Origin of the sequence: Methylobacterium sp. Leaf456 (assembly GCF_001425465.1) — a bacterium.
Lineage (GTDB): Bacteria > Pseudomonadota > Alphaproteobacteria > Rhizobiales > Beijerinckiaceae > Methylobacterium.
In genome coordinates, this window is the sequence record NZ_LMQV01000020.1 from 1 (window position 1) to 20,919 (window position 20,919).

Annotated in this window: 21 protein-coding genes and 3 pseudogenes; 13 read left to right on the plus strand and 11 right to left on the minus strand. The window is 65.4% G+C overall.

What is annotated here, in order from left to right; all coding sequences use genetic code 11:
- Window positions 1-57 precede the first annotated feature (57 nt).
- Window positions 58-1,166, plus strand: a pseudogene (locus ASG52_RS13255) (HD-GYP domain-containing protein).
- A 643-nt stretch (window positions 1,167-1,809) separates the two neighbouring features.
- Window positions 1,810-2,850: a site-specific integrase gene (locus ASG52_RS13265; RefSeq protein ID WP_353612485.1), complete on the plus strand. Its 1,041-nt coding sequence runs from the start codon at window positions 1,810-1,812 to the stop codon at window positions 2,848-2,850.
- Window positions 2,851-2,970: 120 nt separating this feature from the next.
- Here ASG52_RS13265 and ASG52_RS13270 read toward each other — a convergent pair.
- A pseudogene (locus tag ASG52_RS13270) lies at window positions 2,971-4,112 on the minus strand (IS3 family transposase).
- A 101-nt stretch (window positions 4,113-4,213) separates the two neighbouring features.
- Between ASG52_RS13270 and ASG52_RS13280 the strand changes: the two are divergent.
- Window positions 4,214-4,435 carry a hypothetical protein gene (locus tag ASG52_RS13280; RefSeq protein ID WP_056243724.1) on the plus strand — a complete coding sequence of 74 codons (222 nt, stop codon included), beginning with the start codon at window positions 4,214-4,216 and terminating at the stop codon, window positions 4,433-4,435.
- A 422-nt stretch (window positions 4,436-4,857) separates the two neighbouring features.
- On the opposite strand, the gene ASG52_RS13285 is transcribed toward ASG52_RS13280, so the two are convergent.
- On the minus strand, window positions 4,858-5,127 hold the full coding sequence (locus ASG52_RS13285; protein WP_056243726.1) for a PepSY domain-containing protein: 270 nt from the start codon (window positions 5,125-5,127) through the stop codon (window positions 4,858-4,860).
- Window positions 5,128-5,283: 156 nt separating this feature from the next.
- Here ASG52_RS13285 and ASG52_RS13290 point away from each other — a divergent pair, with 156 nt between their 5' ends.
- On the plus strand, window positions 5,284-5,832 hold the full coding sequence (locus ASG52_RS13290; RefSeq protein WP_286159038.1) for a PAS domain-containing protein: 549 nt from the start codon (window positions 5,284-5,286) through the stop codon (window positions 5,830-5,832).
- A 785-nt stretch (window positions 5,833-6,617) separates the two neighbouring features.
- Here the strand turns inward: ASG52_RS13290 and ASG52_RS13295 are convergent.
- Complete coding sequence (locus ASG52_RS13295) at window positions 6,618-6,842, minus strand: hypothetical protein (protein ID WP_056243731.1); 225 nt, start codon at window positions 6,840-6,842, stop codon at window positions 6,618-6,620.
- 123 nt (window positions 6,843-6,965) lie between these two features.
- Here ASG52_RS13295 and nhaA point away from each other — a divergent pair, with 123 nt between their 5' ends.
- Window positions 6,966-8,144, plus strand: coding sequence for a Na+/H+ antiporter NhaA (gene nhaA / locus ASG52_RS13300; protein WP_056243734.1), 1,179 nt, complete (start codon window positions 6,966-6,968; stop codon window positions 8,142-8,144).
- 73 nt (window positions 8,145-8,217) lie between these two features.
- Window positions 8,218-8,394 carry a hypothetical protein gene (locus ASG52_RS27905; protein WP_200945607.1) on the plus strand — a complete coding sequence of 59 codons (177 nt, stop codon included), beginning with the start codon at window positions 8,218-8,220 and terminating at the stop codon, window positions 8,392-8,394.
- A gap of 34 nt (window positions 8,395-8,428) precedes the next feature.
- Here the strand turns inward: ASG52_RS27905 and ASG52_RS13305 are convergent, their stop codons facing one another.
- Window positions 8,429-8,974 carry a hypothetical protein gene (locus tag ASG52_RS13305; protein ID WP_056243737.1) on the minus strand — a complete coding sequence of 182 codons (546 nt, stop codon included), beginning with the start codon at window positions 8,972-8,974 and terminating at the stop codon, window positions 8,429-8,431.
- A gap of 176 nt (window positions 8,975-9,150) precedes the next feature.
- On the opposite strand from ASG52_RS13305, the gene ASG52_RS13310 reads away from it, so the two are divergent.
- Window positions 9,151-11,622 (plus strand): hypothetical protein, encoded by a 2,472-nt coding sequence (locus ASG52_RS13310; RefSeq protein WP_056243747.1) that lies wholly within the window; start codon window positions 9,151-9,153, stop codon window positions 11,620-11,622.
- Window positions 11,623-12,713: 1,091 nt separating this feature from the next.
- Window positions 12,714-12,989, plus strand: coding sequence for a hypothetical protein (locus tag ASG52_RS13315; protein ID WP_056243751.1), 276 nt, complete (start codon window positions 12,714-12,716; stop codon window positions 12,987-12,989).
- 616 nt (window positions 12,990-13,605) lie between these two features.
- Here the strand turns inward: ASG52_RS13315 and ASG52_RS13320 are convergent.
- Window positions 13,606-13,851 (minus strand): hypothetical protein, encoded by a 246-nt coding sequence (locus ASG52_RS13320; protein ID WP_156383953.1) that lies wholly within the window; start codon window positions 13,849-13,851, stop codon window positions 13,606-13,608.
- A gap of 259 nt (window positions 13,852-14,110) precedes the next feature.
- Between ASG52_RS13320 and ASG52_RS26370 the strand changes: the two genes are divergently transcribed.
- Window positions 14,111-14,488, plus strand: coding sequence for a response regulator (locus tag ASG52_RS26370; protein WP_082552545.1), 378 nt, complete (start codon window positions 14,111-14,113; stop codon window positions 14,486-14,488).
- A 5-nt stretch (window positions 14,489-14,493) separates the two neighbouring features.
- Here the strand turns inward: ASG52_RS26370 and ASG52_RS28360 are convergent, their stop codons facing one another.
- On the minus strand, window positions 14,494-14,622 hold the full coding sequence (locus ASG52_RS28360) for a hypothetical protein (protein WP_286159039.1): 129 nt from the start codon (window positions 14,620-14,622) through the stop codon (window positions 14,494-14,496).
- A gap of 183 nt (window positions 14,623-14,805) precedes the next feature.
- On the opposite strand from ASG52_RS28360, the gene ASG52_RS13330 reads away from it, so the two are divergent.
- Complete coding sequence (locus tag ASG52_RS13330; protein WP_056243761.1) at window positions 14,806-15,048, plus strand: DUF6894 family protein; 243 nt, start codon at window positions 14,806-14,808, stop codon at window positions 15,046-15,048.
- Window positions 15,049-15,133: 85 nt separating this feature from the next.
- Here ASG52_RS13330 and ASG52_RS27910 read toward each other — a convergent pair whose 3' ends face one another.
- Window positions 15,134-15,757, minus strand: a complete 624-nt coding sequence (locus tag ASG52_RS27910) for a hypothetical protein (RefSeq protein ID WP_056243763.1) — start codon at window positions 15,755-15,757, stop codon at window positions 15,134-15,136.
- Between the two features lie 111 nt (window positions 15,758-15,868).
- Between ASG52_RS27910 and ASG52_RS13340 the strand changes: the two genes are divergently transcribed.
- Window positions 15,869-16,432 (plus strand): TetR/AcrR family transcriptional regulator, encoded by a 564-nt coding sequence (locus tag ASG52_RS13340; RefSeq protein WP_056243766.1) that lies wholly within the window; start codon window positions 15,869-15,871, stop codon window positions 16,430-16,432.
- Window positions 16,433-16,624: 192 nt separating this feature from the next.
- On the opposite strand, the gene ASG52_RS13345 is transcribed toward ASG52_RS13340, so the two are convergent.
- The 3 genes from ASG52_RS13345 to ASG52_RS13355 form a co-directional block, all read right to left on the minus strand.
- Window positions 16,625-17,308 carry a type 1 glutamine amidotransferase domain-containing protein gene (locus ASG52_RS13345; RefSeq protein WP_056243769.1) on the minus strand — a complete coding sequence of 228 codons (684 nt, stop codon included), beginning with the start codon at window positions 17,306-17,308 and terminating at the stop codon, window positions 16,625-16,627.
- Window positions 17,309-17,361: 53 nt separating this feature from the next.
- Window positions 17,362-17,610 carry a hypothetical protein gene (locus ASG52_RS13350; RefSeq protein ID WP_156383954.1) on the minus strand — a complete coding sequence of 83 codons (249 nt, stop codon included), beginning with the start codon at window positions 17,608-17,610 and terminating at the stop codon, window positions 17,362-17,364.
- 85 nt (window positions 17,611-17,695) lie between these two features.
- Complete coding sequence (locus ASG52_RS13355; protein WP_056243775.1) at window positions 17,696-18,298, minus strand: TetR/AcrR family transcriptional regulator; 603 nt, start codon at window positions 18,296-18,298, stop codon at window positions 17,696-17,698.
- Window positions 18,299-18,386: 88 nt separating this feature from the next.
- Between ASG52_RS13355 and ASG52_RS13360 the strand changes: the two genes are divergently transcribed.
- Complete coding sequence (locus ASG52_RS13360; RefSeq protein WP_056243776.1) at window positions 18,387-18,896, plus strand: hypothetical protein; 510 nt, start codon at window positions 18,387-18,389, stop codon at window positions 18,894-18,896.
- Between the two features lie 146 nt (window positions 18,897-19,042).
- On the opposite strand, the gene ASG52_RS13365 is transcribed toward ASG52_RS13360, so the two are convergent.
- Window positions 19,043-19,621 carry a DUF308 domain-containing protein gene (locus tag ASG52_RS13365; RefSeq protein WP_056243783.1) on the minus strand — a complete coding sequence of 193 codons (579 nt, stop codon included), beginning with the start codon at window positions 19,619-19,621 and terminating at the stop codon, window positions 19,043-19,045.
- Between the two features lie 164 nt (window positions 19,622-19,785).
- Here ASG52_RS13365 and ASG52_RS13370 point away from each other — a divergent pair.
- Window positions 19,786-20,716: pseudogene (locus tag ASG52_RS13370) on the plus strand (AraC family transcriptional regulator).
- The last annotated feature ends 203 nt before the right edge of the window (window positions 20,717-20,919 follow it).

Consider the following 20,919-nt stretch of genomic DNA (forward strand, 5'->3'; position numbering starts at 1 on the left):
GATCCGATGACAACGCTGAGCCCATCAATCCTCCTGTCGAGGACCAAAGGGAATCAGATCACGCCGTGCCAGGGAACCCCGAACGACTCGCAGCGGTCGGCAACAGCTCTAGCTCTCATTCTGGACGATGACGAGATCAACAACCTGCTGGTGGTCACTGCTCTGCGGCCAATCGTGGGATGCCTGCCGCACCACTTCACCGTTCCGGCAGAGGCGCTCGCCTTTGCCCGACGCATGCTTCCGAGATCGGCGTCGTGATCACCGACTACGAGATGCCCGACATGAACGGTATCGAGTTCATCTGCGCGGTCCGAAGCATCCCCGAGCTTCTGAATGTTCCTATCGTCATGGTCACAAGCCATGACCAGCGCAGCCTGCGCCGCGAGGCCCTGGAAGCCGGGGCGACCGACTTCCTGCCAAAGCCCATAGACAGGGACGAGGTCCGGGCGCGTGTCACCAACCTGCTCGCCCTCTCCCAAGCGCATCGGGCTTTGCGGGACCAAGTTGCCCAACTCGCTCGCGAGGTTGCGACCGCTGTCGCCCTCGTAGAGGAGCGCGAGCGTGAGATCGTCTCCACGCTGATGTGCGCTGCCGAAAACCGTGACGAGGACACCGGCGACCATATCGCCCGGGTCTCGGCTTACACCAGCCTGATTGCGGAAGCCCTGGGTCTCGACACAGCCGAATGCCGGCTGATGGAGCTGGCGGCGACGATGCATGACGTCGGTAAGATCGCTGTTCCAGATGCCATTCTACGCAAGCCGGGTCCGCTCGCGCCCGAGGAGCGAAGAGAAATGGAGCGCCATGCCGAACGCGGCTACCGCATCCTCGGTGGGAGCGCCTCGCCCGTCATGCGCCTGGCCGCCGAGATCGCTGCCAGCCACCACGAGCGTTGGGATGGGACCGGTTACCCGCACCGTCTAAGGGGTGAAGCAATCCCCTTGTCGGGACGGATCGTGGCGGTGGCGGACGTCTTCGATGCGCTCACGACCGAGCGCCCCTACAAGCAGGCATGGTCGCCTAAGCGTGCCCGAACTCATATGGCCGAGAATGCCGGTGCCCACTTCGACCCCAGGGTCGTGGAGGCGTTTCTCAGCCGCTGGGACCAGATCGAGGCCTTCCTGGAAGTTGGACGACAGCAGCTGCCGGTGCCTCACGCAGCTTGAAGCGGCAGCCTCGAATTTCAGTCGCTCATTTGAGGGCTTACCTGTCCGCTCACGGGAAAGCAGGCATTGGCAGTTTGCCACCCATAGCAGCTGATCCGCATGGTTCGTTTTGGGTGTGGAGAAGAGAACCGGCGCTGTTAGTCCGATATGGGTCCACCTTCAACGAACCGTCCCTGACAGCCGCTTCCCACCCTCAGCAGCCGTTCGCACGCCCAAGCTGATTAGGTTTTGACCCTAGTGTAGCGGCGGCAGTTCCTCGCCGCGTGAAAGGTGTGCGGCTTCCCTGGCGGCCTGTCCCTCAAGGGCGTCCGCGTTCGCATCGAACTCGCCAGCCATCTGGAGGAGCGCGAGCACGGCAGGGTCGGTCTGAATGCCTACAGACGCTGCCAAGCGCCGGCATTGCGCGGCCTTCTCACGGAAGTATGCGGCTGTGGACTCCATGAGGCCACATGAGCCGACCTAGTCCGTCGGAGCTAGTCACGATCCCGTCAGGTTGAGCCACGATAAAATAGCGGTCTTGCTCCCTTGCTATCAAGCTGACTCGATGGCCTGCGGGCTTGCTCCCGAGCGGTCCCCAACGTAACTTGCGATAATAGTCATTCTCGAAAGTTTCGAGCGGGCGAGGCGAAAGGACTGTGAGGAAGTGAAGCCCGAGCTATACCAGTCCGACGCGACCACGCTGCCGGCCGAAGCGGACGCCTTGCGTCCGGTTGGTGCTCCCGAGTTCGGGCCGTCGCTCCCGGCCGAGGCCGCTGCGATCGTCCAGGCGTATCAGCGGGCGAGCAAGGCCGATGCGACCGTGCGGGCCTACGCTGCGGACTGGCGGGCGTTCCAGGCGTGGTGCGCCGGCTACGGCTTCCGTTCGGCTCCGGCGAGCCCCGAGGCGGTGGCCGCGTACCTCGTCGCGGAAGCGGAGGCGGGCCGGTCGGCTTCGACCATCGGCAGGCGATGCGCCGCGATCTCGTCCGCGCACAAGCTCGGCAAGCTGGTCGATCCGACGGCCGATGAGGCGGTGCGCGCCGCGATGAAGGGCATCCGGCGGCGCTTCGGTACGGCGCCGGACCAAAAGGCGGCGGCGACCGTCGAAATCCTGTCGGCGATGCTGATGCGGATACCGGCCGAAACGCTGGCAGGGAAGCGGGATCGGGCGTTGCTCGCGCTCGGCTTCGCGGGGGCGTTCCGGCGCTCCGAGTTGGTGGCGCTCGACGTGGCGGACCTGACCGAACACCCCGACGGCCTGCGGGTGCTCGTGCGCCGGAGCAAGACGGATCAGGAAGGCGGCGGCATCGAGAAGGCCATCCCACACGGGCGGTTCGTCCGGCCGGTGGCGCTGCTGCGCGAATGGCTCGATGCGGCGGGGATCTCGGACGGCCCGCTGTTCCGGCCGGTGTCGCGGTCGGGGCGGGTGCGGACGGCTAAAGAAGCAAAGAGTAGCGATGTGCCCCGGCTGACCACTCAGGCCGTTGCGGACATCGTGAAGCGGCACGTCGAGGCGGCCGGGCTCGATCCGGCGCTGTTCGGGGCGCACTCCCTGCGGGCCGGGTTCATCACCACCGCTGCCGAGCGCGGTGCCGACATGGCCCGCATTATGGACGTGTCCGGCCACCGTGATCCGAGGACCGTGGTGGGCTACATTAGGCGCGCGAACGCCTTCAAGGATCACGCTGGGGGAGGCTTCCTGTAGCTTGCCAGCGATCAGTGGATCACGATGCTGGTTGATGCGCTCGCGCATAGGCTTCATCACCAGCGTAGCCGCGACGAGACCGTCTGGCCTGCTGCCGGTTTGGTGGACACCGTCCTAAGCTCATTGGGCACGGTTTTCGAACTCGACAGGGCTGAGGTAGCCCAGGGTCGAGTGCCGCCGCGCCGGGTTGTAGAAGCGCTCGATATAGTCGAACACATCGGCCCGAGCCTCGTCCCGCGTCCGGTAGATCCGTCGGGCCGTGCGCTCGGTCTTCAGCGAGGAGAAGAAGCTCTCCATCGCCGCGTTGTCCCACACGTTGCCCGACCGGCTCATCGAGCAGATCACGCCGTGCTCGGCCATCTGACGCTGGAAGGCTTCGCTCGTGTATTGCGACCCCTGGTCCGAGTGATGCAGCAAGGCATCCGGCTTTCCCCTGCGCCAGATCGCCATGACGAGCGCATCCGTGACGAGTTGAGCCGTCATGCTGGTCTGCATCGATCAGCCCACGACACGGCGCGAGAACAGATCGATGACGGCGGCGACGTAGAGCCAGCCCTCGGCCGTCCAGATATACGTGAAGTCGGCGATCCACTTCCGGTTCGGGGCGTCGGCCGCGAACCGCCGATCCAGAAGATTGGGCGAGGCGGCGGCCCGCTCTCCCTCGTCCTTCGGTAGCCTCCGTCGGCGCGGTCGCGCTCGCAAGGCGTTCTCGCGCATGATCCGCTCGATGCGGTGCAGCCCGCACGAGACCCCCTCGGCCAACACATCGCGCCAGACGCGCCTTGCGCCGTAGGTGCGATCGCTGGCCACGAAGCTCGCGTGGGCCTTGCTCAGGATCGCTTCGTCGTCCCGTGTGCGTTGGCTGGGCTGCCGGGTGAGCCAAGCGTGGAAGCCGGAGCGCGAGACGCCCAGCGCCACGCACATCCACGCAACCGGCCAGACAGCGCGATGCTTTGCGATGAACGCGAACTTCATATCGCGTCCCTCGCAAAGTATGCGGCGGCCTTTTTTAGGATATCACGCTCCGCCTTCAGACGAGCGACCTCCTTGCGCAGCCGGTCGATCTCGATCTGTTCGGGCTTTATTTACCCCTGACCAGGGAAGGCGTGCTGCGGATCGGCCGCTGCCTGCTTCACCCACCGGTGCAGCATCGTCTCGTGAACATCGAGATCGCGCGCGGCCTGCGCGACACTGACACCACGTTCCCGAACCAGTCGAACCGCCTCAATCTTGAACTCACGTCCGAACTTGCGACGCTGCATGGAGCACCTCCGGATTCACCATCACACCTAAACCGGGTGTCCGTGAAACCGGCAGCAGGCCAGTCGGGGGTCACGTATCTAAATCTCTGCGGAGACCGGGCATGGAGCCGGACAAGTGGCCCGGAGCGGCGAGCGAGGCGCTGGCTGCCCTTATCACAGATGGTGAAGCGCGCCGGGCGCGGCAGTTGCAGGATCTGCTCGACTGCGTCGAGCGCGGGCGAGACACGGCCGGTACGCTGAACGATCTACGTCTGACCGAGGAAAGCCATGCGGCTCTGCGGAGCCAGCAGGGATACCGACGCGCGCGCGGAGAGACCCGGTGACTACGTTCCGTATCACTGCCTCAGCAGGGCGCGCAGCAGGGCAAAAAGAAGCGCGCCCCGAAGGACGCGCTCTGGAGGTTGGCGCTGTCCGCTTGGGGGCAATAACAGCGTTGCCGTGCTGTAACGCTTCGATAGTAGCTTAAACAGCCAAGCTGCGTTCACGCACGCGTGAGCTAGACCTTTCGCACCTCGCCCGGCTTGAGCTTGAGAGTGCACGCCAACCGTTTGGACAGCTTGCCGGCCAACTCGACCGTCGCCTCATCGGCGGCCGCTCTTCTGGGCGGCGGTCAGCGCATCCGTCACCGACAGAGATAGGATCGCGTAGACGCTGGGTGTGACACGCTTCAGCTTCACGGCAACGAGGAAGGCGTGATGCTTACCGCGCCTCCCCGTGCCGCTGTTCGGTGCCGGGGGCGCGTCGCTCAATCCTTGTCGGGCTTCTCCTTCGTAATCGCTCCCGACTTCGGATCGACATGGAATTCCATCTTCACGCCGTTCTTCATGCCCTCGCCTTCCCAATGGCCGTCATCCGCCTCCAACTCGGTGATGCTGGTGTACCCGCTGTCCATGAGCTTTTGGCGAACCTGATCCGCCGGTATCCAGTCAGCGCCCGGCTTGTCGCTGCCGGCGAGGGCGCCGCCGGTTACGCCAAGGGTCAGAGCGAAAGACAAGGCGATAGATGCGATTTTCATCACGGCAGCCTCCGTTCGTTTGCCAACTCAACAACACTGCGCGGCTGACACGGTTGCTCATAATCGGGACCTGAGGATCAAGGCGTGGCTTGCCAGAGCTAGGGGCAAACCTAACTCGTGTGTTCACAGCGTATCTTCCACCACAGGAGGCAAATCTTGATTTGGGTCACCGACCATCAGGGCAACCTCACCTACGTGGGCCAGCAATGGCATCATTTGACGGGACAAGAGACGAGTGCAGCGCTTGGTTCAGGCTGGCACGACTCGCTCTATCCCGACGACAGGGCATTGGTCATTGATAGCTTTGCCGAAGCCTGTCGGCACCAAACGGAGTTCATGCTGCTCTTCCGCCTTCAGCGGACGGACGGCTCGCATATCTGGGTGCTTGGTGGGGCGTCTCCATCCTTCACGCCTCTCACCGAAGACTTCGTTGGTTTTCTAGGTGTGCTGAGCGAGTACGGAGAAGATGCGCAAGGTCTAACCGCGAAGGCTGATGTTGGTACCTTCAAGCCTGGACGACCGACTGGCGACTTCGCTCCGCTCTCAAAGTTGGATATCGCAGCTGATTATCTGATCGCAGCGCGTGCCGTCACGGTCGAGTACGGCGCCGAAGTCGCAAACGCGATCGACGACGCTTTGCATGCGTTGGGTCAGGCGCTCCAACGCGAGCAAAATTCGGTTCGCCCGCCGGGCGAGTATCACTGAGTAGCGGGACTTTCTGATCTCCACGCCATGCGGCGTACGCTCGCTCGCGAACTTCGAAGGCAGTGCGCAGCAGCGAGCCGGGCTCACTACAAGCTCCTACCGTCAAGACACCCCCAACGCCTACCCCACCGCAGGCAAGCATTTTTTCTAGCTCGGACCGCCACGCCGCATCCGCGACATCGAACAGAAGCTTCTCACTGGCAGGACAATTTCGATACACGTTGAGATCTCACGGGAGATGCTAGCGAAAACAACTTTATGTTGAGATTTGGAGCCGGGCATGATGCATGTTTCACGTCAGAATTGAACGTGTTTGGGTTTGTATTATAAATACACGGAAGACACTCAACATCATATGTAATGCTCTGCACCACACGATCGCGAGCAAGTTAGCTCGATTGGGTTTTGTTCTCCCATGGATATAAAAATTTGGCCTATTACATCTCTAGGTTGGTGATTGTTTCAGCCCTTCACTGAAGCAGCGGCATCCCCAGATCGTTACAACTGTTCATTAGGTTCTTGATCTGGCCGGCAAGGTCGTGCTCGGTTGGACCGATGGTCGCGCGCATGTCGTCAGCTACATCACGCCAGCCAACGCGTTTGAGGTGCACGCTGGCGGGGCTTTCTCTGAGCGTGCGTTGATCTCAGGTCTCGGCAAATCGCTGACGGCCGATAATGAGAGTTATCGGCCCCCAGGATTGCGCACCTCAAGTTGGCCTGTCTGCGGATGGCGAGCGGGCTTCATATCGAGCCCGCTCGATTGCGAGCTATTAGGCAATCCGACTCTACCGCAGGCCCAACAGTTCGTTCTTGAGCGTGGTGCGGAGCCAAATGCGCCCGCGGCGCTCGTAGGCCGGGGCGAGGGGCCGGCGGCGTAAATCCGCTTCCTCCTCGGCGGTGCAGGCGGGAAAGGCCGTCTCGACGGCGAGGGTGCCGTCGGCGATCTGCTGGCGCTGGGCGGCGAAGGGCCGCTGAGGGTGGGAAGCGGACTCACGACGCGCTAGTCGCAAAGCCGAGGAGGCAGGTTGCGGGGCAATGCGATCGATGCAATAGCCCCGCCTGGGTGCACGGTCCGGGTTGGACCGGCAGGGAACTGCGCTGGTCGGGCCGCCAGCGGCAGGAAGCGTGTGCCCATGGCCTCTCCCCGCCGTCCCCTATCGTCCTTGCGCGCCGTACTTACGAGTGGGGCTGGTGGCGGCCTCGTGCTCATGGCGAGCGCCGCGCTCGCCCTGGTCGTCGCCAACTCACCGCTCGCCGAGGCTTACTTCGCCGCGCTCAAGACCTATCTCGGCCCGCTCTCGGTGCTGCACTGGATCAACGACGCCCTAATGGCGGTGTTCTTCCTGCTCGTCGGGCTGGAGATCAAGCGCGAGATGCTGGACGGGCGGCTGCGCACGTGGTCCGACCGCGTCCTACCGGGCGTGGCAGCGCTGGGCGGCATGATCCTGCCCGCGCTCGTCTACGCCGTCGTCAATCGGAACTCACCCGAGACCCTACGCGGCTGGGCGATCCCGGCCGCCACCGATATCGCCTTTGCGCTCGGCGTTCTGGCGCTGCTCGGCCCGCGGGTGCCGGTGTCGCTCAAGGTGTTCCTGACCGCACTCGCCATCCTCGACGACCTCGGTGCGGTAATCATCATCGCCCTGTTCTACACCGCCGACCTGTCGCTGCCGATGCTCGGCGGGGCCACCGCGACGCTCGCCGTGCTGTACGGGCTGAACAAGGCCGGCGTCAGCCGCCTGTGGCCCTACCTCGCGCTGGGCCTGATCCTGTGGGGCTTCGTGCTGCTGTCGGGCGTCCACGCCACCATCGCGGGCGTGCTACTCGCCTTGACGATCCCACTGCGGCTGAGTGTCGGCCGTCCGGATGACCCGACCTCGCCGCTACACATCCTCGAACACGCGCTGCACCCGTGGTCGGCCTTCCTCGTCCTGCCGATCTTCGGCTTCGCCAACGCGGGCGTCTCGCTCGTGGGTTTCAACCCGCATATGCTGCTCGACCCGGTGACGCTCGGCGTGGCGCTCGGCCTGTTTCTCGGCAAGCAGATCGGCGTGTTCGGCTTCGTGGTAGCCGCGGTGCGCCTCGGCTGGGCGCAGCGTCCCGCGGGCGCCGGCTGGATGCAAGTCTACGGGGTCGCGCTGCTCTGCGGCGTCGGTTTCACCATGAGCCTGTTCATCGGGCTGCTCGCCTTCGCGCAGAGCCCCGAGTTGGAGGCCGAGACCAAGGTCGGGGTGCTCGCCGGCTCGCTGCTCTGCATGGCTGCTGGGGCGCTGGTGCTGCGGTTCGCCCCTCGCCCCGCCGCGCAAGCCTGATCCGCGCGATCAACGATGCGGGCGGCCCTTGAGGGTCGCCCGCCGTCCTGCCCTCAGCTCAGCCGAGATCGCCATGCGCCGTCCCGTCCCGAAGCGTCGCCCGCACACCCTCCAGGCCCGCCTGTCCGATCTGCTGCTCGGGGTGTCGGGGCTAATGCTCCTCGGCGCACTCACCCTGCTTGCCCTGTCGTGGCTCACCAGCGACGCCGATGGTATCGCGGCCGTCACCCTGCCGATGCGCGACTCCTGAAATCCACGGACCGATGCGCGATGGAAACGGGGTTCTACGCGACGAGGCCAGTCCAAGCGGCGGTGATGACAGCCTCGCGGTCGTTGGCGCGCTCTCGATCTCCGGCTCGGATGCAGGCCAGTGCCTTGGCGAGGGAGGCCGGGCCGAGCGTATCGACGAGGTTCTGACCGCGGCGGCGGATCGCGGCGCGGAAGGCGTCGGCGGCTGGGCCAGACGGGTTGCGCTCGATTGAGACGAGAAGGGCGACGAGCGCGCGCACGCCGTCGTCGAGGGGAAGGCTGATCGGCGTGGGCGCGTCCGTCGCGATGGTGACCCGGAACGCGATGACTGGCGTATGGCGGTAGCGAACGCTCTGGTTCGCCTCGCCTTCACCCGGCATGAACCCCTCGACGAGGACGAGCCCAGGCGGTGCCGGCACAACGACGCCGCAGAGGCTGTCGGGGTAGAACCCGCCTGCATCGACCGTCACGGATTTCCCCGTCACGAGGGTGACGATCCACTGATCCTCAGACCCGGCGGGCGACTCGATGCTGACGATATGGTCGGTGTTGATGGTGTGAGGGCCGATCTCGACGAGCATGTGGGTCTCCTCAGGCGTGACGGTGAAGGGCTGCGAACGATCCAAGCACAGCGCGCCTGTCCAACGCCGCAAGGGCGTCGAGGGCGGCCAGCGCGAAGGGGAGGCGCGAGGCGTCGCGCTCGGCGCGGTGCAGCTCGTCGGCGAGGGCTTCACCGCGGGGGCCGCAGCACAGCCGCGTGATCGCCCTGAGGCTGCGCAGGCGGGCGCAGCAGATCGGCGACGACTTCGCGGCTCGACAGGCCGGCGAGATCGATGCGGCCCGCGGTCGGCTTCAGGCGATGGCTGCGCGCGGCGGCGAGATGATCGACAACCCGGCCGTCGCCTTTGAGGCGGTGGCGGATCGGGCCCGACAGGTCGGCGGGCGATATGCCGACGACGTGCGGCAGGCCGAGAGTGCGCAGGGCGGGGCGCTGGCGGCCGTTCGGGGCTCCGGGCCTGCCGACGTGCTCGACGGGGCAACGCTGGCCGTCCAGGGCGCGCGGGACGCGGCGGGGCAAGCTCGGGCGGCCTATGGGGCAGCCTACGACGATCTCGACGCGGTGGCGGGAGCGTTCGATCCTCGGGCCTTCGCTCAGGCCGGACCCCGCATTCGCCAGATGCTCGGGCCGGAAAACCCGATTGCACCGGCCGTCACTCCGGCGGCTGCGCAGGCGCTCGACCTAATTGAGGGCATGGGCCGGCAACTCGGGCTCCGCCCCGGCGAGGGGCCGACGCTCCAACAGGTGAACCTCATCCGCAAGGGGATCTCCAACCTGTACGGCGCCACCGGGCAGAACGGCACGGATCGGGCGGCGCTCGGGGCCGTGCGCGATGCCTTTGACCGGCATGTGCAGGACATGGCGGAAATCGGCCTGTTCCGGTCGGGCGGTGCTCATCGCGGTCCTGCCGGTCTCGGGGACGATGCGGCTGCGGCGGCCGGGCGCGGTGCCGAGGCGCCTCCGCCGGATGCGATCCCGCTGCAGACGCCGCGCCAGGGCGAGCCGGAGAGCCTGACGCGCTACCTCGCCCGCAATGGCGGCATTCCGCTCGATGACGAAGCGCGGGCAGCGGACCTCAACCGGCTGTACGTGCCGGGTGGCGGGACGCTGGCGCGTCGGGACGCCCCGACCTGGGATCAGCTTCGCGTGCGGCTGGCCGAGCAGGGGTTCTTTCCCGGCGACGAGATGGCGGGCGCCTCGGCACGCGACGTGGCCGACCGGGTGCGGGAGGCGATCCGCGCGGAGCGGCAAGGGCGGCCGACCGTGCGGCTGGCGGACGAAGGCGCGGCCGGGGCTCGACGCGGTGCCGAACGGACGGCCGATGAAAACGCCGACTTCGCCGCTCAGGTGGATCGGGAGGCGCGGCGCATCGCGATCGATCTCGAAGGCTACGGCGTCACGGGCTCGAACCTCGACCGGGCCGCGCTGCGCGAGGCGGCGGAGGCGCGCGCGCTCGGCCGGGGTGGTGACGATGGGGTGGCGGCCTACGATGCCGCCGTGGCTCGTCGTGGTGGCGATGACGTGCCGTTCGATGCGCCGTCGGCACCCCCGGCCGATGTGCCGTTTCCGGGTCTGGGCGACGACGTTGGGCCGGCGGGCGACGCCTTCCCGGCCGGGGATGCCGGGCCGGCGGAAGCGATGCGCCGGGCTCGGGGCCTGTTCCGCGAATACAAGCAGGCGTTTACGCCGCGCGGTCCCGGCGACGTGGCAGGCCAACGGCTTCAGCGGATCGTGGAGCGCGACGCCTCGCCGAACGAGGCCGTTACGATGCTGTTCGGCACGACGACGGGCCGGGTCGGCTCGGGGCAAATCCAGACGCTCGCTCGCCTGCGGGATGCCGTCGGCGCCGACAGCGAGACGTGGCAGGCCACGCAACAGGCGCTCATTGCGCGGTACGTCGGCGGCGACGGTCGCGATCTCGCGTCCCGGCTCGACTACTTGTTGCGCGGTGAGGGGAAGTCGCTGGCGCCCTTCCTGACGGCAGAGCAGCGCGCCGGGCTCAACCGCTTGCGGGCGACCGTCTCGCAGACGGAGGCGGCCCGTACCGCTGCGCCGGCCTGGGTGCAGGATCTCGAACGCGCCGGGTTCGATCCGAACCGCATCGCCTCGTCGCTGTTCGGCTCCGGCGTCCCGGGCTCTCGGGTTGGCGCCGTCAACGAGGCGAAGGCGGCCAAGGGGCTACTTGGCGAGAAATCAGCCGAGTGGTCGATGCTGCGGCAGGCGGCGGTGCAGCGGCTCACGGATCGCAGCGCCAACGCGGCCAAGATGGCGAAGGACGTGCGAGCCTACACGGATGGGCCGGGTGCCGGCCTGGGGCGCGAGCTGTTCAGTCCGGAAGAACTCGGACAGCTCCGGCGGTTCTCGGGGGCACTTCAATCCACGCTGCGGCCGGATGGGAAGATGAGGCCGAATGCCGGCGTGGCGGCAGGCACGGCCGCGAAGGCGCTCGACGTGCTGGCCGGCATGGTCGCGTTCAAGGTCGGCGGTCTTGCTGCCGGGATCGGGGCCTATGGCGCCAAAGTCGGGCAGCGGGCGCTCATCGGTGGTGTCGGTGCTCGCCAGGCGCGGCAGTCGTTTGAAGGCGGAGCGCCGCGGATGCTGACTCCGCCTCCGGTCCTGCCGACGAGGCGGCTTGCGGTGGGTGGGGGCCTCGCAACGGGTCTCGAGTAGGAGCGCCTTTCGCCCCGCACATCATCGCCATAGCCGACGCCACCGCGAATGCGATCCTGCGGGCCCTGGAGGTCGTCGAGGGCGACCGGGCGATGGGGGCGCCCCAGCCTGAGGCGCAGGCCCGGCGCTCATGCCCCCCTGTGGCCACTGAGCGCTCTCCGCCGCGTTCTTATACAGCAAGCGCTACAGCCCCCCGGATAAACTCTATCCACGCTCTACCATGTGGGCCGGACGAGCCCGCGCAGCGGCTAAGCTTGCATCCGCCGCTGCCACGGCAATAATCGCCTCAAGCCGGCAACGACCGGCAGGGGGTAGGGCATCATGACGTTTGAGGTTTTCCTGGCTGCGATGCTGGCGGCGGCGCTTGTGTCGGTGCTGATGTTGTTCTCGCGCGCGTCGGAAGGACCAGTGCGTCCGCGCCGGGGCGGTCGGACGATCCGTTGGGACCCACCCACGCGGTTCTAGGTCGTTTCCCTCGAAAGAGGGCGATCAACTCACCATAGGCCGAAGCCCAAGGCGCTTGACCAAGCGCAGGTTGGCGCGAAATTCAGGCCGGTCCCGAGCTATCCCGCTGCCGTCGGTTATCGTGATTTCCAGGCAGCCCAGCTCGTCCCAATCGTCTGCTAAGCACATGGCGCTCTGAGCGTCATTGCGCTTGGCAGTTCGGGAGGTTCCTTTGCAATTTGCCGAGATTGAAAAAGGCGAGATATTCTCAGGCATTCTAGGGGGCTCACAAATACATAATTATCAGACGTTAACGCCCCCGCTCCTCGCCAGTGCCATCGAATTGTAGTTAATCGTACAAATCTTGTTCTGAAGGCGCTGCCCCCAGCTAGCTGAGGCGGTGCCGGCACCTCGTGCTGGAAGCGGGTGAGCTTTCTGCCAAACTCTGCTCCGCCGCCGCGATGCAGAGGCTCTTTGGGGGACAAATCGTGCGAGCCATGTTCGCACACAAGCGGATGGAGTTAATCCGACTTACTGTGTGCGTGGGGGCACGTCACGCCGGCTAGGCCGTACCTATATCACTCCTACGCAAGAAAAATCGATGCTGGATCGGCCGGTATCACCGCGTAAGGAGTTGTTTAAACCTCATGAAGACCCGTATTGCCGCCACCATCGCCGCTGTTGTTCTCGGCGTTGCTGCTCCGGCCTCGTCCGCCCTGGCTTTCGACTACGGCGCCCCCAAGGGACGCTACACCTCGACGATGCCCTACGACGCGACGACCACGGGCTCCATCAACGGCTCCGCCGGCTCGACCTACGCCTACCCGAGCTGCCCGCAGAGTTCGGCCTCCGAGGGCAACGCCGACCAGCAGCACTTCCCGGTCAAGCAGTACGGCCAGACCTCAGGCGGCTACCGCTGCTAATCGGCACCTGGACAGTGGATAATATGATGTTGAAGGTGTTTTCCTACGGCATGATCGGCGTGTTCGCCTGCGGCGTGGCCATGACGGTGGTTGGCTCGGCCAACGTGCTCATGGGCCTCTGACGAGGCGATAACCGGACTGAGGTTTTGGACGGCGGGGCGCAGGCTCCGCCGTTTCTGCGTTTTGGGTGTTCCACATGATCGGCAGCGCCGCTTCGGAACTCTGCCTGCAGCTACCCCTTCCTCCATCGAAGCGAACTGAGGATGGTGTGCCATGTCCGAAGACCACAGCGTGAAGACCCAGGCCGTCGGCTCCCAACCACCTGGCCGACCGCTGGGCGAGGGGAACGCACCAGAGATGCCATCGCCCGCCGGGCCGCACTCACCCAGCACGGTAAAACCGAAGAAGGCCGGGCCAGAGGCTGGCGGCTACGAGCAGAACCCGCCTGATAGCTCAACGGACAACGCGAAAGGCGGCTACGGCGCGGGCTGAGGTATTGCCGGCTCGGACCGGGCTGGAGCGGCTGCGGCGTGGCTGGGCGACGCGGCTCGAGATGAGGACGCCGCGCTACATGACGGGGCGGTGGGCTTGGCCTTCAGCTTTGTCGCTACCTCTGTCATCGCAGTTTGCCCTTTGGCACCGGTTGATTGGACGCGTGGATAAGCGCCGCGCGGCGCGCCCATAACCCGACCAATCTCGTTTCCATCTGATCCAACGCGCTCTCCGCGGCGACCGTCGCAAGCCCTCCCGAACGGAGGCCATGAATGACCACCTGCTGCTCCATGACGCTGATCTCGCCTTGAACGATCTCCCGCTCCACCCGCCTGAGAGAGGTATTCTCGGCCGGCGATTTTGCAGGCATTTATGCGGTCTCCGTTGGCGGGAACTCGGCTTAGAAAAGCCGACATCAAAACCGCGGGATACGTGCTGCAGCGCGACGCAATGAATCACGTATGTAGGCATACGGCCTGCCGATAAGGCGATTGTGTATTTTTTGGCGATTATACCGTTCGCACATACGCCACGGCACCCGCTCAATCACGGGGCCGCGATCTATGTTATCGACGTGCGGGCTATCAAGAGCTACCGCACCGGCATCTATCAATTGTTAGGATTTTGCCATGAGGAACAGCAAAGCCTTGCAGGATAGGCGCATCCTTATAGTGGAGGATGAATATTTTATCGCTCAAGAAATGCAATCCGCAGTCGAAGAGGCCGGCGGGATAGTTATCGGGCCGTTTGCTGATTTGAAAGAGGTAGTGTCAAGTGGTGCATATGCTAAAGTAGATATTGCAGTGCTCGACATAAACGTTAAGGGCGAGTCGTCATTTGAACTTGCAGACAAGCTGCAATGGCGCGGGGTTCCGCTTTGCTTTGCTACTGGTTATGATGCCGATATGCTACCTGACCGCTTTGCGCAGTCTCGCCTCATGCTTAAGCCATTCGACGGGCCGGAACTAGTCAAAGAGTTGACGCAGGTTTGTGAGTACGGCGCCTGACATCATCAAGGCGCATCAGGTTGGGGGGTGGACTTCGCGATCCGGATAAGGTCCGCATCGAACGCCGCCTCATCCTCGCTCGCTCCGGCCGCCTGTGCGACTTCAGTGAAGCGGCGCTTCTGCTCTTCGGGCATCAGCTTCTCGGCGCCAAGCTTGGTGAGTTTTGCCTTCGGCTTCGTCGCTGTGTCGGTAATGGCTAAGGCCTCCGTTGTTAAAGGCATAAAGCGTACGATATCAGACCAAGAATCACCCGATCGGACACCGAGTGATCATTCGTGCGTTCATCATCAACACACAAATGATGGGATCGCACCACGATGCCACGCTATTTCTTCGATGTGCAGGACGGATATCCCACGAAGGACGATTACGGGACGGTTCTCGACGGCTCCGAGGCAATCGCGGCAACGGCCATAAGGACGCTGTTCGAGATCGGTCAGCTTGAGGCGACACGGAACGCCGGTCGCGAGTTTTTGATCACCGTCCGCGATGAAGCCGGGACGAAGGTTTATCGCGCCGAGTTGACTGTCCGCGCCGAATGGCTGACTAAAGTTGCATAATCCAAGGCTTCGAAAGGCGAGGCGACGATTCTCGAGCGTGCCGGCTTGGTTGGTAAACCACTCCTATCGTGAGCTCGACCCGGGTCTACACGATCACGGCGGACAGTCCTTGGGGGCCATTCCGGGCGACGCGCACCCTTCCCGCCAGCGCTATGTGCCTTGCCGACAAATGGGCGCGCTGCGGCTGCACTAGCGTAATCCTCACCGATCCGTTCGGTGTTGCGCTCGACCGTGAGGCTTTCCGCGCCACGCTGCCGATTGTCCGGCGGATGGCTGAGCGGCGGAGATAGGCCCAAGCATCGACGTGGCTTGGCGACTGGCACATCAAACCTTGATGTTGGTGCTCTGGCCTATGCCGTCGCAGTGAGGGCTGGGTAGCCTGAGCGGCGTCCTTGTAGGTGATGACAGGGAGCCCGGCAGGAGGCTGCTGGCATTCTCGGCAGCGCACCCGGTGCGCCACCGCAACCACGTCGTCGTTCGGCGTGGCGTCCAGATCCTTCCACGTCAGGAAAGTCTCACGGCGGCATTCCGGGCATCGCATGACGCGTAGCCCACGATAGCCCTGTGCAAGCCAGTCCGAGACCGTCTGCGCTGGCGCAGACTCGATGCGGTCGAGATGGGCTTTCACGACCTCGACGGGCGAGATTTGCTTGGTGCGGACCAGCTCGGCAAGCCGAGTCGCGTCGGAGAAGATGATGTCTTGGGTCATGGCTGCTTTACCTGCCTAACGTTCGGTAGGTAGGGAGTTAGAGCTAGATTTTTGGGCCGTCAACCCCTAACTAACGGTTGGCAGGTTTTGGATTGCGGGACGGAGATAGGGGTGAGCACGAACGCGAGGGAGACGATCCTGGCCGCGGCGCGGAAGACCGCGCAGGCGCACGGCTACGGCGGGTTGAGCTACCGCGACCTCGCCGCCGAGGTCGGCATCAAGGCGGCGAGCATCTACCACCACTTCGCCAGCAAGGCTGATCTCGGCGCGGCCGTGGCGCGGCGCTACTGGGAGGACATCGCAGTCGAGCTCGATGCCATGCTGGAGACGACCGGCGACCCGATGGCATGCCTGCGGCTTTACCCGGGTACCTTCCGCCGGTCACTTGAGGACGGAAACCGGCTGTGCCTGTGCAGCTTCATGTCGGCCGAGTACGCCAACCTGCCGGAGGCCGTGCAGCGTGAGGCGCAGGTCTTCGCCGACGTCAACGTCGCCTGGCTCGCCAAGGTGCTGGTCATGGCGGGGGCGGTAAAGCCTAAGGAGAGCGAGGCGCGGGCCCGGGCGATCTTCGCCGCGGTGTCCGGCGCGCAGCTTTACGCGCGGAGCCGTTCAGATGTCTCGCAGTTCGACGCCCTGATCGAGGGCTACCGCGCCTCGGGGCTCCTGCCGGCCTAGGGCGCCCTCGACCTTCAGATAAGGCTAGCAGGTTGCCGAACCGCACGAGGAGGAGCCCGCCGTCCGCCGCCGGGGTGATACGGTAGCATTCCGCGAAGAACGTCGCCCTCAGGGCGACCACCGGGATAAGCACGGTCATGTACGACCGCTCATGGCGCGAGGTGGCACCGGACCGCCTCGCGCCATCGGTGCTCAGGCCTGGCGGAGATGAGCCATGAGCCGCTCGGCCGCCGGACCGGACGAGGCCGGGTTTTGCCCGGTGATGAGCAGGCCGTCGGCCACCACGTAGGGTTCCCAGTCGCCGGCCTTCAAGAATTGGCCGCCGTTCCGCTTGAGCTCGTCCTCGACGAGGAACGGGACGACCTCGGTCAGGCCGACCGCCTCCTCCTCGGTGTTGGTGAAGCCGGTGACGTCCTTGCCCTCGACCAACGGCTTGCCGTTGGGCGACTTGGCATGACGGAGAACGCCGGGGGCGTGGCAGACGAGAGAGACCGGCTTGCCAGCCCGGAGCGTCGTCTCGATGAGCTTGATCGAGGCAGCGTCCTCGGCCAAGTCCCAGAGCGGACCGTGCCCGCCGGGGTAGAACACCGCGTCAAAATCCTCGTGGCTGACGCCGTCGAGCCGGACCGTGTCCGCCAGAACCGCGTTGGCCTCGGCGTCGGCGTCGAATCGCCGGGTCAGGTCGGTCTGGAAGCCCGGCTCGTTGCTCTTCGGATCGAGGGGCGGCTTGCCGCCCTTGGGCGAGGCCAGGACCATCTCGGCGCCAGCGTCCTTGAAAACGTAGTAGGGCGCGGCGAGCTCCTCCAGCCAGAAGCCGGTCTTGCGGCCGGTGTCGCCGAGCTGGTCGTGGGAGGTGAGCACCATCAGGATCTTCATCGTCGTTCTCCGGGGTCGGTGGGGGAGTAGTCGTTCGGAAGGTCGCGGGCGGGTCAGTTGTGACGGGCCGCCATTCTCTCGGTTGAACGCTCGGTGCTCGTCTCGCGCGCCTGGGCATCCTCGGCCCTGACTGGCGTCGCGTCCGCGGGGCGGACCATCGCCGGGCCGGTCATGCGGACGGCACCGATGATCTCCGGGGTGATGCGTTCCTCGGCAGAGGCGGCGGTGCCGCTGAACAGGGCGGCCCCGAGCTCGGCGAGCAGCAAGTAGGGGGCGAAGGGGTTTGCGGTTCGCGGGGTCATGGTCTTCTCCATTCTCGTAACTGAGTAGACTGGTCGTCTAGAATTTCTGTACGATCAGTGCGAGCTTCGCCTTGGGCTCGACCGGTCAGGCTCGTTGCGGCTTCAGGATGCGCCGCGTCGTCTGCATCGCAGCGTTGAACGGGGCGTCGGTGCGCTCGATCTTCGCCATCAGGCTGGCACCGAGCCACAGGTGGTAGAGCGTTTCGGCCGTCGCGCGTGGCTCGCCCTCGACGGTCAGCGACCCCTCGGCAACGCCCGCCTCGATGGCGCCTGCGACGCGGTCGATGATCCCGGCGGTGCCAGCCTTCAGGGCCAGCCGCATGGGCTCGGACAGATCCGAGACTTCCGCGGCCAGCTTCACCGCGAGGCACTTGCGCTGGTAGTCGATGCTGCCCTGCGTCGCCTGCCACTTACGCCAGTAATTCATTAGACGGTCGGCGTGGCTGAGGCCGGGCTCGGCGAGGGTGGCGTCGATGTCGGCGAGGTACACCTCAAAGTAGTCGGCCAAGAGCGCCTCGCCGAAGGCCTCCTTCGAGCCGAAGTAGTGATAGAACGAGCCCTTCGGAACCCGGGCTGCGGCCAGGATCTCGTTTAAGCCGACGCCCGAAAATCCCTTGGAGCCCACGATGCGGTGGGCGGTATCGAGGATGCCTTGCCGGGTGTCGGTGTTGCCGCTGACGTGAGCCATGGCCAGGACATAGCTTCAATTAGACCGGTCGTCTAGTGGCCTGCGAGCGATTTTTCGATGCAGTCGCTCAAGCCTTCCTCAACGGCGAATGACAAGCAGCAAGGGTACGATCACGCAGGCACTTTCCGGCTGGGTGATCGACCGCATGGAAGCCCGATTCCGAGCGGAGGCACCGGCCGACGACGCCATTTACCGGACCCTCGAGATACGCTGGACCGCGACCGCCTGCCTTCTCGACCATCCGGTGGTCTTCAAGGCCGTGGTGGGCTCCCTCGGCACGGCCGGCCCGAAACCGAGAGTAGTGCGGCTTCGTTCGCGTGCCCTCTGGGAACTGGCGCTCGGCGACTTGGCGGGGATTTCCGAGGATCTTCGCGGGCGGGCGCGGGCCATCCTGACCGACCAGATCGCAATTACGTTCAGCGGCTGCCTGTCGTTCTGGATCGCGGGCGAGATTGCGGATGAAGGGCTCTCATCCGCCGTGGGGACGGCCACCGCGACCGCGCTGTTAGGCTTCACCGCCCCTCGCCATCGGGAGCGCGTCCTCGCGGCCATGACGCTCGACGCGACCCCGGGCGGTCCCGCAGGCGGCCCCGAATGATCGCAGCCGATGGAACGGGTCATCCTGCACCGCCGTGTCACAGTCCGGTCTCGGGCGCCCCCGGCCCGTTCGCCGAGGACGGAGGCATTGGAGACAGCCGGCGGCATCGACGCGGGATGCGAGCGTTCCGCCGGCGCCGCGAAGGTTCATGCCGTCCGTTCCGTCGTTCCCTTCCGCGCCTGCGCCACAGTCAACCATACGGCCGAGACCAAGAAGTAGAAGGCGCCGAACGCAGCGTAGGGCGCGATGTCCGTAATCCCCGGCGTCGAGGCACCGTTCGCCTTGAAGATGAAGTGGGTGCCTGCGAGGGCCGACTGAACTCCGCTGAGCGCCATTGCCCATTGGGCACCCGCCTGCCAGCGCCGCACGCCGGTCGCGAGCTGCAGCAGGCCAGAGAGGATCGCCCAGACCCCGAACACCGCAAGCACCGCGTGCATGCCCCATCCGAGCGTGACTGCCACCGCGACGGCAACGACGGTGCTGGCGGCCGCGTTGAGGGCCTGGCTGGGATTGGCAGTCAAACCGCCGCTGCGACGCGCGTCGATGAGGTTGGCGACGGCATCCCAGGCGGGATAGGCGACCAGGAGCGCCGCGGCGACCGGCGGCATGGCCTTTCCGATGGTGAAGGCGGCAGCGACCCAGCCGACGGAAACCCCGGCACGGAGAAAGTAATAGAAGCTTAGCCAGCGCGAAGTGTCACGGCCTTGTCTTTGGATGGTCGTCATCGACGTTCCCTTCGGATGCGCGGCGAGGCGGAGAATCGGCACGACCGGCAATCACACGGGTGACGCCGGCGACCGAAACGCCGGGCTTCGTGAAAGCGGTGTCTTTCCAGGGGAATATGCCTCGCTTCGGAAGGTACTTTTACAAACGGACGCCGATGCCACCCATGACCGGATCGCTCGAAAACTTGACCGTTCCTCAGGAGGGTAGACCAAGCGTCGCCTCCGGCGATCTCCTCTCCCTTGTCCTGGCGCAGATCCGGCTCACCGGGGACCACGTCCGGTCCCATGAGGTCGAGCGGTCAAGAAGCTTGGACTCGGAGGTTGGGGCCGCCCATGTCCTCGTGGTCGCCGAGGGTTCGCTCGACGTCGAGGGCGATGGCGGGGAGCGCGTCGTCATCGACACGGGCGATCTCGTGCTTCTCCCCCACGGGCTCGGTGGGGACAGGCTGGTGGCATCTGCCTCGCACGCCTCGGTGATTGTCTGTCGGTTCTGGTTCGATCCTCACGCCCTGCGCGGCATGGTCTCGGCCTTGCCCGGGCGCATCCACATCCGGCGCGACGAGGGGGCGGGGTGGCTGGAGGGCATCGTACCCTTCCTGATGGTCGAGGTGACCGACGACGAGCCGGGCGCGGCCCTGATGATCTCGCGGATCATCGACGTCATCGTCATCCGCACCCTTCGGACCTGGGTACGGCGCGGCCACACCACCGGATGGCTGGGAGGGCTCTCGGACGCCCGCATCGCCCGGGCGTTGAAGGTCATGCACGAGCGTCCGTCGCGTCCTTGGGGCCGTCGAGGCCCTGGCGGAAGCGGCCGGCATGTCGCGGTCGAGCTTCTACGAGCGGTTCGCGGCGCTCGTTGGGTGCTCGCCCCTGCGCTACCAGAACGAGTGGCGGCTCACGCTTGCCCGGGACATGCTGATCGCCCGCGAGGCGCGTGTCGGAGAGGTTGCATTGCGCGTCGGCTACGAGTCGGAGGCAGCCTTCAGCCGCGCTTACAAGGCCATGTTCGGGCATCCGCCGCGGGACGAATCCGCGCCGCCGACAGGTACCGGATCACGTGAGCAGGACGGCGGCTTGCAGCAGGGGAAATGAGCGGGTCGATCTGACGACTACGTCCGCTTTTGGGCGGCCATCATAGCAGTCTGTACGGCTGGGTCGGGTTGGTCGCAGAACGTCCGCTCTCGGGCGTCCGAGTAAGAGCGCCTAACAGAACGGCACGCTTTGGTCGGTGAGGCGTTGGTTGGGTATGGCTCGCCCTCTGCTTCCCGACGATCTCTGGACCGAGATCGCTCCAC

What these genes read in the sequence shown, in the direction of transcription:
- ASG52_RS13280 (WP_056243724.1), top strand. Translation starts at nt 4,214, where the DNA reads ATGGAGCCGGACAAGTGGCCCGGAGCGGCGAGCGAGGCGCTGGCTGCC.
- ASG52_RS13285 (WP_056243726.1), bottom strand. Translation starts at nt 5,127, where the DNA reads ATGAAAATCGCATCTATCGCCTTGTCTTTCGCTCTGACCCTTGGCGTA.
- nhaA (WP_056243734.1), top strand. Translation starts at nt 6,966, where the DNA reads ATGGCCTCTCCCCGCCGTCCCCTATCGTCCTTGCGCGCCGTACTTACG.
- ASG52_RS27905 (WP_200945607.1), top strand. Translation starts at nt 8,218, where the DNA reads ATGCGCCGTCCCGTCCCGAAGCGTCGCCCGCACACCCTCCAGGCCCGC.
- ASG52_RS13305 (WP_056243737.1), bottom strand. Translation starts at nt 8,974, where the DNA reads ATGCTCGTCGAGATCGGCCCTCACACCATCAACACCGACCATATCGTC.
- ASG52_RS13315 (WP_056243751.1), top strand. Translation starts at nt 12,714, where the DNA reads ATGAAGACCCGTATTGCCGCCACCATCGCCGCTGTTGTTCTCGGCGTT.
- ASG52_RS13320 (WP_156383953.1), bottom strand. Translation starts at nt 13,851, where the DNA reads ATGCCTGCAAAATCGCCGGCCGAGAATACCTCTCTCAGGCGGGTGGAG.
- ASG52_RS26370 (WP_082552545.1), top strand. Translation starts at nt 14,111, where the DNA reads ATGAGGAACAGCAAAGCCTTGCAGGATAGGCGCATCCTTATAGTGGAG.
- ASG52_RS28360 (WP_286159039.1), bottom strand. Translation starts at nt 14,622, where the DNA reads ATGCCCGAAGAGCAGAAGCGCCGCTTCACTGAAGTCGCACAGGCGGCC.
- ASG52_RS13330 (WP_056243761.1), top strand. Translation starts at nt 14,806, where the DNA reads ATGCCACGCTATTTCTTCGATGTGCAGGACGGATATCCCACGAAGGAC.
- ASG52_RS27910 (WP_056243763.1), bottom strand. Translation starts at nt 15,757, where the DNA reads ATGACCCAAGACATCATCTTCTCCGACGCGACTCGGCTTGCCGAGCTG.
- ASG52_RS13345 (WP_056243769.1), bottom strand. Translation starts at nt 17,308, where the DNA reads ATGAAGATCCTGATGGTGCTCACCTCCCACGACCAGCTCGGCGACACC.
- ASG52_RS13350 (WP_156383954.1), bottom strand. Translation starts at nt 17,610, where the DNA reads ATGACCCCGCGAACCGCAAACCCCTTCGCCCCCTACTTGCTGCTCGCC.
- ASG52_RS13355 (WP_056243775.1), bottom strand. Translation starts at nt 18,298, where the DNA reads ATGGCTCACGTCAGCGGCAACACCGACACCCGGCAAGGCATCCTCGAT.
- ASG52_RS13360 (WP_056243776.1), top strand. Translation starts at nt 18,387, where the DNA reads ATGACAAGCAGCAAGGGTACGATCACGCAGGCACTTTCCGGCTGGGTG.
- ASG52_RS13365 (WP_056243783.1), bottom strand. Translation starts at nt 19,621, where the DNA reads ATGACGACCATCCAAAGACAAGGCCGTGACACTTCGCGCTGGCTAAGC.